The sequence below is a fragment of the Leifsonia sp. ALI-44-B genome, assembly GCF_001984125.1.
GTDB lineage: Bacteria > Actinomycetota > Actinomycetes > Actinomycetales > Microbacteriaceae > Okibacterium.
Genome location: NZ_MTQL01000007.1, coordinates 444,423 through 458,327, shown reverse-complemented (window position 1 = coordinate 458,327; position 13,905 = coordinate 444,423). Strand labels below are relative to the sequence as shown.

14 protein-coding genes are annotated in these 13,905 nt (G+C 69.1%); 10 read left to right on the top strand and 4 right to left on the bottom strand.

The window, feature by feature from the left end; genetic code table 11:
* The 7 genes from ALI44B_RS09130 to ALI44B_RS09100 all read left to right on the top strand — a co-directional run bounded on the left by ALI44B_RS09130 (position 1) and on the right by ALI44B_RS09100 (position 8,070).
* Complete coding sequence (locus ALI44B_RS09130) at positions 1 to 1,023, top strand: carbohydrate ABC transporter permease (RefSeq protein ID WP_083709809.1); 1,023 nt, start codon at positions 1 to 3, stop codon at positions 1,021 to 1,023.
* Between the two features lie 8 nt (positions 1,024 to 1,031).
* Complete coding sequence (locus ALI44B_RS09125) at positions 1,032 to 2,090, top strand: glycoside hydrolase family protein (RefSeq protein WP_083709807.1); 1,059 nt, start codon at positions 1,032 to 1,034, stop codon at positions 2,088 to 2,090.
* Positions 2,087 to 3,046, top strand: coding sequence for a carbohydrate kinase family protein (locus ALI44B_RS09120; RefSeq protein WP_077054405.1), 960 nt, complete (start codon positions 2,087 to 2,089; stop codon positions 3,044 to 3,046). The genes ALI44B_RS09125 and ALI44B_RS09120 overlap by 4 nt, the downstream gene beginning before the upstream one ends.
* Before the next feature lie 28 nt (positions 3,047 to 3,074).
* A complete protein-coding gene (locus ALI44B_RS09115; protein WP_077054404.1) occupies positions 3,075 to 5,183 on the top strand; it encodes a glycoside hydrolase family 32 protein in 2,109 nt (702 codons plus the stop codon).
* A 93-nt stretch (positions 5,184 to 5,276) separates the two neighbouring features.
* Positions 5,277 to 6,191 (top strand): M23 family metallopeptidase, encoded by a 915-nt coding sequence (locus ALI44B_RS09110; RefSeq protein ID WP_143459152.1) that lies wholly within the window; start codon positions 5,277 to 5,279, stop codon positions 6,189 to 6,191.
* A gap of 133 nt (positions 6,192 to 6,324) precedes the next feature.
* Positions 6,325 to 7,290, top strand: a complete 966-nt coding sequence (locus ALI44B_RS09105) for a universal stress protein (RefSeq protein WP_077054402.1) — start codon at positions 6,325 to 6,327, stop codon at positions 7,288 to 7,290.
* A gap of 12 nt (positions 7,291 to 7,302) precedes the next feature.
* Positions 7,303 to 8,070, top strand: a complete 768-nt coding sequence (locus ALI44B_RS09100) for an SGNH/GDSL hydrolase family protein (RefSeq protein WP_077054401.1) — start codon at positions 7,303 to 7,305, stop codon at positions 8,068 to 8,070.
* A 127-nt stretch (positions 8,071 to 8,197) separates the two neighbouring features.
* Here the strand turns inward: ALI44B_RS09100 and ALI44B_RS09095 are convergent, their stop codons facing one another.
* Positions 8,198 to 8,776 carry a TetR/AcrR family transcriptional regulator gene (locus tag ALI44B_RS09095; RefSeq protein WP_077054400.1) on the bottom strand — a complete coding sequence of 193 codons (579 nt, stop codon included), beginning with the start codon at positions 8,774 to 8,776 and terminating at the stop codon, positions 8,198 to 8,200.
* Between the two features lie 154 nt (positions 8,777 to 8,930).
* Between ALI44B_RS09095 and ALI44B_RS09090 the strand changes: the two genes are divergently transcribed.
* Both ALI44B_RS09090 and ALI44B_RS09085 read left to right on the top strand, forming a co-directional pair.
* Complete coding sequence (locus tag ALI44B_RS09090; protein ID WP_077054399.1) at positions 8,931 to 10,115, top strand: zinc-binding alcohol dehydrogenase family protein; 1,185 nt, start codon at positions 8,931 to 8,933, stop codon at positions 10,113 to 10,115.
* Positions 10,116 to 10,157: 42 nt separating this feature from the next.
* On the top strand, positions 10,158 to 10,589 hold the full coding sequence (locus ALI44B_RS09085) for a MepB family protein (RefSeq protein WP_077054398.1): 432 nt from the start codon (positions 10,158 to 10,160) through the stop codon (positions 10,587 to 10,589).
* Positions 10,590 to 10,683: 94 nt separating this feature from the next.
* Here the strand turns inward: ALI44B_RS09085 and ALI44B_RS09080 are convergent, their stop codons facing one another.
* The 3 genes from ALI44B_RS09080 to ALI44B_RS09070 all read right to left on the bottom strand — a co-directional run bounded on the left by ALI44B_RS09080 (position 10,684) and on the right by ALI44B_RS09070 (position 13,240).
* Complete coding sequence (locus ALI44B_RS09080; protein ID WP_077054397.1) at positions 10,684 to 11,280, bottom strand: SRPBCC domain-containing protein; 597 nt, start codon at positions 11,278 to 11,280, stop codon at positions 10,684 to 10,686.
* 275 nt (positions 11,281 to 11,555) lie between these two features.
* A complete protein-coding gene (locus ALI44B_RS09075) occupies positions 11,556 to 12,614 on the bottom strand; it encodes a PASTA domain-containing protein (RefSeq protein WP_077054396.1) in 1,059 nt (352 codons plus the stop codon).
* A gap of 170 nt (positions 12,615 to 12,784) precedes the next feature.
* Positions 12,785 to 13,240 carry a hypothetical protein gene (locus tag ALI44B_RS09070; protein WP_238592173.1) on the bottom strand — a complete coding sequence of 152 codons (456 nt, stop codon included), beginning with the start codon at positions 13,238 to 13,240 and terminating at the stop codon, positions 12,785 to 12,787.
* 307 nt (positions 13,241 to 13,547) lie between these two features.
* Here ALI44B_RS09070 and ALI44B_RS09065 point away from each other — a divergent pair, with 307 nt between their 5' ends.
* A complete protein-coding gene (locus tag ALI44B_RS09065) occupies positions 13,548 to 13,769 on the top strand; it encodes a hypothetical protein (RefSeq protein WP_077054395.1) in 222 nt (73 codons plus the stop codon).
* Positions 13,770 to 13,905: the final 136 nt, after the last annotated feature.

Below are 13,905 nucleotides of genomic sequence, written 5' to 3'. Positions count from 1 at the left end.
ATGGCTCTCACACAACTTCCGGATGCCGCGGCGTCATCGCCCGAGCAACCCGCCGTCGTCACGGTGGCGAATTCCGGCCGGCGCGGCAGCCGTTCCCGTCGAGGCGGCACGTCCGGCGGGGGACGGGCCGACGGTCTCTCGTCGCGCTGGTCGGGTCGCCGACGCGCGGGCCTCGGCGGATGGCTGCTGCGCCTCGCGCTCGCGGTGGTCTTCGCCTTCCCGCTGCTCTTCATGTTCGTGTCGTCGCTCAAACCCGATCAGCAGATCTTCGGCGACCTGTCCTCGGTCGCGGCGTTCCTGCCCATCGGCAACATCTCGTTCGACAACTACGCGGCCGTGTTCGATCGCGTCCCGGCGGCACGGTTTCTGATCAACTCGATCGGCATCTCTGCCATCACGGTGCTGCTCGGCATCCTCGTCAACAGCCTGGCCGCGTTCGCCCTGTCGCGCATGAGCATGCGGGGCAAGTCGATCATCCTCACGCTCATCATCGCCACGCTCATCGTGCCGTTCGAAACGCTGGCCCTGCCGCTCGTGTGGTGGGTCAACCAGCTGCCCTCGCTCACGCTCGACGGTTTCAGCCTGGGCTTCAGCAAGGGATGGATCGACACCTATCAGGTGCAGATCATCCCGTTCATCGCCAACGCGTTCTCGATCTACCTCTTCCACCAGTACTTCGAGTCGATCCCCAAGGAGCTCGACGAGGCGGCGCGCATGGACGGGGCCGGATGGTTCCGCATCTACCGTCAGGTCGTCATGCCGTTGTCGGGTCCCGCCGTCGCGACCGTCGCCATCCTCACGTTCCTGCCCGCGTGGAACTCCTATCTGTGGCCACTCATGGTGGTGCAGACCGAGGAGTTGCGGCCCGTGATGGTCGGCGTGCAGTACTTCTTCCAGCTGAACGTGTCGTGGGGTGAGGTGATGGCGTATGCGTCGCTCATCACGCTGCCCGTCGTGGCCCTGTTCATCGCGTTCCAACGTTCGTTCGTCAACAGCATCGCGTCCAGCGGTGTGAAAGGTTAGGCCCCCCGATGACTCTGCAGCTTCCCGACAAGTGGATCTGGGACTCCTGGTATGTGCAGGAGGGCGGCGTGACGCACGCGTTCTATCTGCACGCGAGCAAGGCGCTGGGTGATCCCGATCGCCGGCACCGGCATCCGATCGTCGGCCACGCCGTGAGCCACGATCTGACCACCTGGACCGTGGTCGAGGATGCGCTCATCGTGTCGGAACCCGGCGCGTTCGACGACGGAACCACCTGGACCGGTTCGGTGGTGCGCGACGACGACGGCCTGTGGTGGATGTTCTACACGGGCACGTCTCGCGCCGAGGACACCATGGTGCAGCGCGTCGGCGCCGCCACCTCGCCCGACCTGATGACGTGGTCGAAGGTGTCGAGCGCACCGCTCGTCGAGGCCGACCCGCGCTGGTACGAACTACTCGACCGCTCGCTCTGGCACGACCAGGCGTGGCGCGACCCGTGGGTCTTCCGCTTCCCGGGCGAGGCTACGTGGCACATGCTCATCACGGCGCGGGCGAACCACGGCGATGCGCGCGTGCGCGGTGTGCTCGGTCACGCCACGAGCGGGAACCTCGTCGACTGGGCCGTGCAGCCGCCGCTGAGCGAGCCGGGGCAGGGTTTCGGGCAGCTCGAGGTGTTCCAGTTCGAGATCGTCGACGGCGTGCCCGTGCTGCTGTTCTGCTGCGGCTGGGCCGAGCTGTCGCCCGAGCGGCAGGCCGCGGGGGAGGCGGGCGGCGTGTACAGCGTCGTCGTCGACGAGCGGCTCGCCGAGGTCGACTTCTCGCGGGCGCAGCTGTTCGAACGCACCGATCTGTATGCCTCGCGCCTGGTGCGCGCCGCGGATGGCGGGTGGGCGCTGCTCGGGTTCGTGAATATGGTCGACGGCGAGTTCGTGGGGGCGCTGAGCGACCCCATGCTGGTGACGGCCGATCCCGTGCGCGGGTTGGTGCCGCGGGCTGTCGCCGGGGCCGAGGTCGAGGGCGAGGTGTCGGATGCCGGCGAGTCGGATGTCCGTGACCGGGATGATGTCGACAACGACGCCGACCTGTCGGTGAGCGCCGCGCGATGAGCGGGGCGGCGTCGCCCGGGCAGCCGCGTATCGTCGTCGTGGGTGAGGCCCTGATCGACCGCGTGCTGCGCGCGAACGGCGAGTCCGAGGACGCTCCCGGCGGGAGCCCGGCCAACGTGGCGTTGACGCTCGGCCGGTGGGCGCGGCATCCCGAGCTCGTCACGATGCTCGGCGCGGATGCGGCGGGCGACACCGTGCGCGCCTGGCTCGCCCAGTCGGGGGTCGCCGTCGTGTCGTCAGTGGAAGGGCCCGGCGAGTCTGTCGTGACCTCGGTCGCCACGGCTCGCCTCGACACCTCGGGTGCCGCCAGCTATGAGTTCGACCTGCGCTGGCAGCTCGACCGACGGTCGGTCGGCCGCAGCGACATCCTGCATGTGGGGTCGGTGGGCGCATTCCTGCTCCCCGGCGCCGAGGATGTCTCAGCTCTCGTCGCCGAGCGCTCGCCGCAGTCGCTCATCACGTTCGACCCCAACATCCGCCCGGCCTTGATCGCCGACGCGGATGCCGGCGCCGTGCGTGCCCGCGTAGACGATCTCATCCGAGCGGCCGACGTCGTCAAGCTCAGCGACGAAGACCTCGAGTGGCTGCGGCCCGGAGCCGACCCCCTCCACGCCGCCCGCGACTGGCAGCGCTCGGGCCCCGCGCTCGTCGTCGTCACGCGCGGCGCCTCGGGGGCCACGGCCGCCACATCGCACGGCGACCTCACGGTGCCGTCGGAACGCACGGCCGTCGTCGACACGATCGGCGCCGGCGACACCTTCATGGCGGGCCTCGTCGAGGGCCTCGTGCGCGCCGACCTCGCAACCGCCTCGGCCCGCGCGCGCCTGCACGACATCTCTCTCGCAACGGTCGACCGGATGCTGCGCCTCAGCGCCCGCGCCGCCGCCATCACCGTCTCACGCCGCGGCGCCAACCCGCCGTGGCTGCACGAACTGGGCGGCCCGCCCGCCCCCTGATCAACCCACCCATCACAAGGAGTCAACGATGACTGAACCGAACACCCGACCGAGCGCGTCGAACCGGCGCAGCGCCGCACGCCGATGGGGCGCCGTGCTCGCCGCCGCCACGCTCACCCTGGGCCTCGCCCTGCCCGCCTCGGCCACAGCGAACCCGGCGAACCCGGCGACCGGCGCCGCGACAACCGGCACCTCCGCGCTCGCCGCCGTCGCCACATCCGGCACCGCCATCGCCGCCGTCAGCTATCGAGCGCAGTACCACTTCACGGTGCCCGACCACTGGAAGAACGACCCGCAGCGCCCCGTCTTCATCAACGGCCAGTTCAACTACTACTACCTCTATAACGCGGACTACGACCAGAAGGTCGGCACCGCCTGGCGGCTCGCCACCACGACCGACAACGTGGCTTTCGCCGACCAGGGCGTCGCCGCGCAGAAGGGGACGAACCCCAACTACGACCTGTGGTCCGGTTCGGCGGTCGTCGACACGGCCAACACGGCCGGCTTCGGGGCCAACGCCGTCGTCATGATGGTCACGCAGATGGACCATCCGACGCCCGCCCAGATCGCCAACGCGTCGGGCCCGCAAGCGCAGTTCCTCTGGTATTCGACCGACGGTGGCCGCAACTTCACGCCCTCGGGCGAGCAACCGGTGATCGCCAACGGGGGCCGCGCCGACTTCCGCGATCCGAAGGTGGTGTGGGATGCCGCGCGCTCCCGCTGGGTCGCCCTCATCGCCGAAGGGCAGAAAATCGGCTTCTACACGTCGCCCGACCTGAAGACGTGGACGCACGCATCCGATTATGTGAACACCAACCTGGGCACGCTCGAATGCCCCGACCTGTTCCAGATCACGGCGAGCGACGGCACCTCGAAGTGGGTGCTGGGCATCAGCGCCAACGGTTATGCCACCAACGAGCCCAACACCTACGCCTATTGGACGGGTTCGTTCGACGGCAGCGCCTTCACGCCCGACCCGGGCACCGCGCCGCAGTGGCTCGACCACGGCTTCGACTGGTACGGCGCCGTCACCTGGGCCGACCCCGCCGCAACGGCCAACGACCGCCGGTTCGCGATCGGCTGGATGAACAACTGGTCTTACCCGCACACGACGCCCACCTGGGCCGCCGACGGTTTCAACGGCACCGACTCGATCACACGCGAGATCCGGTTGGCGAAGAAGGGCGCGGGTTACAGCCTGCTGTCGCAGCCCGTGGCCGCGCTCGCCAACCATGCCACCTCGGTGCAGAACCTCGGCACGTTCGCGGTGAACGGAAGCACGACCCTGCCCTACACGGGCACCGCCTATCAGCTCGAGACCGACATCAGCTGGTCGCAGCTGAACAACGTCGGCCTGCAGCTGCGCACCTCGGCCGATGGCACGCGTCACGCCGATGTGGGCGTCTTCTCGAATTTCGTCTACTCCAACCGTGGGCCGACGGGCAATCCGGATGCCTCGGGCCAGAAGCTCGAGAGCCGCACCCCCTTCGACCCCGCCGCAAAGAAAGTGCACCTGCGGATTCTCGTGGATCGCACGACCATCGAGGTCTTCGTGGATGACGGACGCTACGTGCACTCGAGTCAGGTGTTCGCGAACCCGGCCGACGGGGGCATCCGCCTCTTCACCGACGGCGGCGCGGCCACGTTCTCGAACCTGACGATCACCGAGTTCGGCAACCTCGCGCAGCGCCCGGCTCGCACGATCGCCGACTTCGAGGGCACCACGTTCGGCACCGGATGGTCGGCGACGGGCAGTTTCGTGGGCGCCGCGCCCGCGGCGGCGGCCCTGCGCGGCCAGGTCGGCACGAAGGTGCTCGACACGTACCTCGCCTCGGCCGGCGGTGACGCGGCGACGGGCACCATCACGTCGCCGAGCTTCACGATCGACCGCAAGAACCTGCACTTCTTGGTCGGTGGCGGCAATCATGCGCTCGGGGTCGAGCCCGCGACATCCGTGAATCTCCTGGTCGATGGGCAGCCCGTGCGCACCGCGACGGGGGACAATACGGCGGCTCTGCGCAGCGTGACCTGGAACCTCGACGACCTGCAGGGGCGCACGGCCCAGCTGCAGATCCTGGATGACGCGACCGGCGCCTGGGGCCACCTTATGCTCGACCAGGTGGTGCTGAGCGACTGACGTCGTGGCGTGCGCTTCGAGGAAGAATCACCCATCGAAGCGCGCGCCACCCTAGAATGGGTGACTTCGGAACTTTTGCCCCGGAAGGTCACCGTGCGTTCACGCTCCACCCGTTCGACGTCGTCGCGTTCTTCGCGCACCGCCGTGCAGAAAGCCGACGCTACGCGGGCCATCAACCGGGAGCCGTGGCGCACGCCGCAGAGCCGCCGTTTCTGGCAGAGCTTTCGCCGTTCGGCGATGTTGCTGCTGGCCGTTCCCGGTCTGATCGGAACGCTGGCCCTGCCGGCCTTCGCCTTCACCGAGTCGAACCTGCCGCCGGCCAGCAACTTCTCGCAGCTCGAGGCCCAGAGCCTCAACGTGAACGAGAAGGCGCTGCCGATTCTCGTCAACCGCGACACCTACTCCGCGACCACCACGGCCGAGCTCACGGCGTCTCGTGCCGCCGCGGCCGCCGCCGCCAAGAAGGCCTCCGATGAGGCCGCGCGTCTCGCCGCCCAGGCCGCCGCCGGCACCGCCGCCCGCGCGTTCGACCCCAACCGCTCGTCCTCGGCCTCGACCGACGCCGACCTCAGCGGATACCTCGACACCGTCTCCACGGTCTGGCAACGCCCCGTGGCCGGCCCGATCTCGTCGCCCTACGGCCCCCGCGGCCTCATCTGCAACGGCGCCGGCTGCTCGAACAGCTTCCACGACGGCATGGACTTCAGCGCCGACTGCGGCACCCCCATCAAGGCCGTTTCGGCCGGCCGCGTCACCTTCACGGGCAGCGGCGGGTCTTACGGCCAGCGCGTGATCGTCGACCACGGCGGCGGAGTCGAAACCATTTACGGTCACGTGCAGACCGGCTCGTTCAAGGTCGCCGTCGGTGACCTCATCGAGGGCGGCACGATCGTCGCGCTCGTCGGCGCGACCGGGGTCGTCAGCGGCTGCCACCTCGATCTCAAGGTGCAGCTCGACGGCAAGTTCACCAACCCGCAGACCTACCTCGAGGCGCGCGGCGCGCTCTAGCCCGCCGCCCGGCCTAGTCGCCCGCGTCGCGAAGGTTCTAGCCGCGAGCCGTCCGGCCTAGACGCCCGCGTCGCGCAGTGCCAGCATGGGCCTGAGGGCCCGATGGCTCGTACACCTCGACAAGGGAGTTTCGGTGGACACGAACGCGCACGCACGAATCGTTGTCGGACACGACGGATCGGCGGGGGCCGATCACGCTCTCGAGGTGTCGATCTCGTTGGCCGAGCGGCTGAAGGCGTCGCTCGACATCGTCCGCACGTGGAGCCTCGACACCCACCTGCCCGCCGTCACGCAGATCCTCGGCCGCTCACAGAGTGATGAGGATGTCTCGGCCACGGTGCGTCGCGACCTCGAGTCGGACACGGCCCGCGTGCGCGACCAGCATCCCGCCGTGCCCGTCGAGCTCGAGGTGCACCGGGGTTCTCCCGCCGAGGTGCTGGTCGAGAATTCGGACGGGGCGCGCCTGCTCGTCGTGGGGGCGCGGGGCCACGGCGGGTTCCGGGGGCTCACGCTCGGGTCGGTGACGATCCACCTGTTGCAGCGGTCGCGCGGGCCCGTGCTCATCGTCCCGTCGCCCGAGCACGCGGCCAAGACGGCGGCGGATGTTCTGCACGACGTTCCCGCGGGCACCGAAGCTGCGGCATCCTCACGGCCCGCCCCCGCCGGGTCGATCGTCGTCGGGCATGACGGCTCGCCCGAGGCCGACCGCGCGCTGCTCGAAGCGCTCTCGCTCGCCGACGACCTGGCGGTGCCCCTGACGGTGGTGCGCGCGTGGAACATCGAGACGGCGCCGCGCGGTTCGGTGTGGGGCGAGGGCGGGGTATCTCCGCACCACGAGATCTCCCGGGCGGTGTGCGAGGTGCTCGGAACGCAGGTCGCACCGCACGCGGCATCCCACCCGTCGGTGTCGATCGAATATCGAGCGATGCTCGGTCACCCGGCCGAGGTTTTGACGCGCCTCTCACGAGAAGCGCTCATGTTGGTGGTCGGGCGGCACGGGCGAGGACGGCTCGCGGGCCTCGTCGTCGGATCGGTCAGCGCCCAGAGCGTGCACCGCGCCACGTGCCCCACCCTGGTGGTGCCGCACCACGAGAAGTGATGGACTGGGGTCATGGACTTTCGCAGTTTCGTGGCCGTGGGCGACAGCTTTACCGAGGGCGTGGGCGACGAACTGCCCGACGGTCGCGTGCGCGGCTGGGCCGACCTGGTGGCGCAGGGCCTCGCCCTTTCGGCGGCTCCCGAAACCGTCACCTATGCCAACCTCGCCATCCGAGGCCGCCTGCTGGCTCCGATCGTCGGGCCCCAGATGGATGCCGCGATCGAGCTGCGCCCCCAGCTGATCAGCATCAACGGCGGCGGCAACGACATCATGCGGCCCAAGGTGTCGATCGACGACGTGGCGTCGCAGCTCGTGGCGGCGGCCGACCGGGCGGTGGCTGAGGGCATCCACGTGCTCGTGATCAGCGGCGCCAACCCGACGAAACACCTGCCGATGGGGGCTCGCATCGAGGCGCGAGGCGACCTGCTGGCCGAGGCGGTGCGGGCGCAACTGCCGCGCGAGGGCATGACGTTCGTCGACAATTGGGCGGACGCCGAACTCGCCGACCTGCGCTACTGGTCGCGCGATCGGCTGCACCTGGCCCCGCGCGGGCACCGGCGGGTGGCGTCGAACATCCTGGTGGCGCTCGACGTGCCGGCCCCCGAATTCGGCCCCGATCATGAGGATGTCTCGCGCCCGGCTACGGCGGCGTACTGGCGGGAGTATGTGCTGCCCTGGATCGGGCGCCGGCTGACCGGGCGGTCGTCGGGGGACAATCGGGAGCCGAAGTTCGCCACGTTGCAGCCGGTCGAGCTGCCGGGCGCGGTGGCGAACGGTTAAGAGGAGTGGGCCGGGGGAGCGGCCGCGGTTTCGCTGAGTGAATGCGCCGAGCGTTAGTTCGATGGACAGGGGTCGCGTGGCCCCGCGCGCTGCGAGCCGTTAGTCGCGCCGCCACGTCCGGCCAGCGTCAGCGCTCACTCGCCTCGCCGAAAGTCGCCCGCGTGATGGCGAGATGTTCGCGCATGAGGTCGAGCAGCGTGCGCGAGCCGCCGAGGTCGAGCCAGCGGTCGAGCGAGACGTTGAAGACGACGGCCGCCATGCGACCCACGAGACTCGAGGTCGCCTCGTCGACCCCGCGGGCGAGGAAGCCCTGCTCGATCGCCTCGGCCAACACCTCTTGTTTACGCAGTTCGCGCTCGCGCAGCCCCGCATCCGATCGGATGACGGCCCGGCGCGCAATCAAGTAGTCGAGCAGCCCGTCGAAGCGCGTTGCGGCCACCGTCTCGAGGCTGTGCGTGAGCGTGTCGTAGGGGCCGAGTTCGGCGGGCGCCTCAGCCATGAGCTGCGCGATGAACGGGGGCAGCCCGGCCTCGGCTGCGAAGAGAACCTCGCGTTTATCGGCGAAGTGCCGGAAGAAGGTGCGCGTGGTGAGCCCCGCCTCGGCCGTGATCTCGGGAACCGTCGTCTCGGCGAACCCCTGCCGCGCGAACAGCTCGAGGGCCGCGCGCTCCAGGCGCCCGCGCGCATCCGGTTGCCATCGACTCATGCAATCAAGTGTAGGCGATGACATCGGATGTCATGAAGTGTTACAGTCATGACATTCGATGTCATCACGGCATCCGACCCCTATACGCAGCACGCACCGGGCGCTCGGTCACCGGCCCACCGCTGCCCCGACGTCGATCCACAGAGGACATCGCATGCCCACCAATCAGGCCGCCTGGCTTCCGCCGAAACATGCTCGCCTCAGCGTCGAGCCCGCCCCCTACACGCACCCCGAGGCCGACGAGATCGTGGTCGAGAACCGGGCGGTCGCCATCAACCCCCTCGACTGGATCCTGCAAGAGGTCGGCACGATCATCTACCCGTGGGTGAAGTACCCGGCCATCATCGGCACGGATGTCGCGGGCGTCGTCGTCGAGGTCGGCTCGGCTGTCACGCGTTTCGCCGTCGGTGACCGGGTGCTCGGCATGACGGTCGGCACCGACAAGGACAGCAATTCGTCGGCGCGCGGAGCCTTCCAGCGCTACAGCGTCGTCTTCGAGCGCCTGGCCTCGCCCATCCCCGACGACCTGCCCTTCGAGAACGCCGCCGTCCTGCCGCTCGGCCTCTCGACCGCCGCGTGCGCCCTCTTCGAGGCCGACCAGCTGGCCCTCGACTACCCGAAGCCGCGTCTCGCCCCGGCGGATGCATCGAGCGGCGAATCCTCGGCACGCCCCTCACATCCGGCCGCCGCTTCGGCCGCGCCCGCGAGCAAGGGCACGATCCTCGTCTGGGGCGCGTCGACGAGCGTCGGCAGCAACGCCGTGCAGCTCGCGGTCGCAGCCGGCTATAACGTCGTCGCCACGGCATCCCCGCGCAACTTCGACTACGTGCGCTCGCTCGGCGCCTCGCAGTTGTTCGACTACTCGAGCGCCTCGGTGGTCGGCGACATCGTCGCGGCCTTGCGCGGTACAACCTTCATGGGCGCGGCAGCGATCGGAGCCGGCTCCTCCGAACGCTGTTCCGACATCGTCCGCCAGGTCGACGGCCGCAAACGCATCGCCCTGCTCAGCACGCCCGTCTCCTTCAACAACGTCGTCGAACCCGGCCGCCGCAAACGACTTCCCCTCACATTCATGCGCATCGGGATGTCGCAAGCGGCCTACTTCGCCAAGGCGAGCGTGCGCGGCATCCGCTCGAAGTTCGTCATCGGCAGCTCGCTCAAGAACACCCCCGTCAGCACGGCCATCTACGCCGACTTCCTGCCCCAGGCCCTCGCGGCGAAAACCTTCGCGGTCGCCCCCGAACCCCTCGTCATCGGCCATGGCCTCGACCAGGTGCAGGCCGCCTTCGACGCCAACCGCCGCGGCGTCTCGGCCCGCAAGGCGGTCGTCACCCTCTGATCAGGCGGCGACTTGTCGCCCCGTCTGGGATACGTTGGCCGGATGCAGTTCAGCGCTTTCAACGCCTACGCGGCCGAGTTCGGGGTCGTGGCCTCCATCGCCCCCGAAACGCAGAACAGCGACTACGAATCAGGTATCGCGCGTTTCGGCGACGAGGCCTGGCACATCCGAACCGGGCGTAACACCCCCACGAAGCCGGGTGCATTCGTCGCCTTCTGGCGGCGCGACGCCGACGGTGAGACGGCGCCTTTCGGCGACGACGACTCGGCGGCGGGCCTCCTCGTCTTCGTCGAGCAACAGGACCGCCGTGGCGTCTTCCGTTTCACCGCTCCGCATCTCGCCGAACTCGGAATCACCTCAGGCCGCCGGGCGGGCAAACGCGGTTTCCGCGTTTACCCGAGCTGGTGCGCGGCCCTGAACCAGCAGGCTGCGCGCACGCAACGAGCCCAGGCATCCGCCTTCCAGGAGTATTGAGTTCTTGCGCGCGCCGGCTGCTGACCGGCGGCTGCTGCGGCCCAATGCGGTCCGCGCGGTTGTCACGCTCGGGCTGATTGGGGCGTTGCGGCGTTCAACCGTCGGAGGGAACGTTCCGGCCCCCAGCCTCGGCGAAGAGCGCGGCATAGAACTCGCACTGCGCTGGGTGGTAATCGCGCTCGAAGTCGATGGCCGAGACATCCTCACCTGCGAGGTAGGCGGCCAACCGATCGAGGTAGTACTCCCACCCGGGCGCCACATCCGAAACGGGGATGCTCCCACCCACCGACTGAGCAAACGTCAGCGTCGTGACCCCTGCCGTCTGGGTCAGCGTGATCTCCCAGTGCCATTCGTCGCCCGGGCCGGTCGCGTCGGGCCCGCTCTCGCCAGGCCCGTTCTCGTCGCCGTCGGGTCCGCCGCCCATGTAGATCCGCGCCCGCAACCGTGACGGTGCCGAGCATTCATCGAGATAAACGGTCTCGGCCGGGACATCGTCACCCTCGGCAGTCATCCGAAATTTCACCGAGCCGCTGCCGGGATCGCCCGTCCACTCGCCGACCCACTGCTGCAGCTGGGCCGACTCGGTGATCGACCCCCACACCTCGTCGATTCCCGCCTCGAACCGCCGGTCGAACACGACCGCCTCGCCAAAATCCCTCGCCTCTCGACGCCCCGTCGGCACTGCGGCCATCGCCACCCCTTTCGCTCACCCCAGCGTCCTCCTCGCGTGGGCCGAAGGGAAGAGCGGCAGCTATACCAACCGAGCCGCGGTTCGTCGCTCTGGGCCAAGCTGATCATGAGCCGCCGCCTCAATACCTCCCGCGAAGTGCCGGGTGTCGCCGCTGATTCGGAATTCCGCCGGACTCCGACCAGGGGAGGGGGCCGGCCGTGGCTCGCTGATGCGACACGAGGCCGCCGGCGCCTCAAGGGGCAACGGCGGCCTCGCAGGCGCTTCGTGAAACGGAGCTAGCCCGTGGTGTTCCAGTGGTAATGGCCGTTGGCGTCGGGGCCCTTGCCGCCGCAGACGTAGGTGCGTCCGTTGTCGGCGACGCCCGGGCTGCCGACCGCGGCGTCGGGGCAGAAGGCGCCCGGGATCACGCCGCCCGGCGCAGGGGCCGGTGCGGGAGCGGGGGCAGGTGCGGGAGCCGGAGCAGGCGCGGGCGCAGGGGCAGGCGCCGGAGCGGGAGCGGGAGCGGGCTTGGGCGCGGGAGCCGGTTTCGGAGCGGGCGCGGGCACTGGAGCGGGAGCAGGAGCCGGCGCCGGAGCGGCAACCGTGATCGTCACGGTCTCCCCCTTCTCGAGCGCGCTACCGGCCGAGGGCGTCTGCGAGACGACGTTCCACGAAGCGCGGGTCGCCGCATCGACACCATCCGCGCCGGCGTAGGCGATCACATAGCCAGCCGTTTCGAGGGTCGTGGCGGCGTCGGTGGCACTCTTGCCCACGACATCCGCGATCGGGAACGCCTCGGGGGTCGGTGTGGGGGTGGGAGTCGGCGTCGGAGTGCGCGTCGGGGTGGCCGAAGCGCTAGCGCTGGGGGATGTCTCGGCCACAGACGTCTGCGCTCCGGCCGGCAGCAACGCGCCACCGGCAATAAGCGCGGCCACGGCGACACCGGCCGTGATGCCGCCCGCCCCGCGCGAACGCAGCAACATGGCCCACGAGGCGCGCCCGGTGATGGCGACGTAAACGCCCGTGAGCAGCCCGGCGATGCCGAGCATGATGAGGAATCCTCCGAGGCCGCCCGACACGAGCCCGATCAAGGCGAACGCCAGGACGACTGCGCCGACGATCCACGTCGAGGCGCCGATCTTGCGCTGAGGCGTCGCGCCGTGAGGCCCGGTCACACCCCGCGCCCCTGCGGCCCGATTCTGAGCGGATGTCGGAATGACGACGGTCGGAGCCGACGACCCGCTGCGCGCATCAAACCCTTGCGTCTTCTCGGTCCAGCGCATGCCGTCCCACCACCGCAGCTGACCGTTGTTGTCGCGGAACCATCCCGCGGGCGTCTTGCCTGATTCATCCATGAATCCATCCCCACTTAGGCGCCTCATAGCGCGCCCAAAGAGTATGAGCGTCCTACTTTGTCGCGCTATCCCTCATTCGGGGTGACCCTCGACGAATCCTCGCAATCCCGCGGCCCGCCCGCGCGGCGTTCACCGCCTAACAGGGGCAACCCCCTCAGCGCCGCGTGCGTTTACCGGCCAACTTGCTCGATCAACCCCTGAATAAAAGGGATGACCTCTCCCGCCTGCCCCACGGCCGCAAACGCCGTCGCCACCAACGGCCACAACGACACCACCAGCGTGGAAATCACCGCGGCCACCGCCAAAACCCACGCCACCGCACCACTACGGGTTGCAACGATCAGCGCCAGCAACACGAGCGCGAGCCCCAGCCCGGTCACCAGCGCCACCGCGATCGACCCGACGGGAACATCGAGCGCACCCACGGTGCTGCCATCCGCCGCACCGATCAGTCCGAGCACCGGCAGCAGCACGAACACCACGGTCGAGACGCAGAGAACGGCCCCGGTCACAAGAGCGGCCCACACCGCTGCGGGCCGCGGGCGACGAGCCCCCGAGGTCGAAACGCGCGAAAAGAGTGGCACGGTCGTGATCTCCCGTCTGATCATCCTGTCGTCGGGCGCCAATGCGCCCTCCCCTAAGACGGTCTCGAACGAGGTTTCGTCACGATCTTCCGAATGCGGTCCCGCAACAGCCGCTCAACATCAGCCGCAACCCCCTCCCCGCCCACCGAACATCCCTCACATTGCGGATACCCTGGACTCGACGAACTTTTCGAAGGAGCACAACATGGCGGAATTCCTACTCCCCTTCATCGGCCTCATCACCCTCGTCGGCGGTGGCCTCGGCGCGGCAGCCCTCCTCGCCCTCGCGCGCAGCAGCCGCTACTAAGCCTCACCCCTCGGCGCCCCGCCCACCAACCCAGCGGATGCCATGAGCGAAGACGACCTCGCCCGCGACAAGCCGACGGCGATGAACCGCGCCGTCTTTTGCGGCCTCATCACTTTGGTCGCAATCGCAGGCGCCATCTTTATCCCAGACACAGCCCTATCACGCGTCCTCGATATCCCGCTTCGCTGGCTCAGCCTCGTCGCCGCCCTGATCTTCCTCTGGATGACGATCTCGGCCATGCGCGCCTTTCGTCGCCTCAACTAGTGCCGCACGGAGAGAGCCCCGGTTCCTTTGGTGGGAAAACGAATTGATCATGTGACGCATTTCTTCGGACTGGGGACTACCTCCTAGCTAGCTGGTGAGGCGGAGGAAAGACGGGGCATATGCAACTAACTAGTCA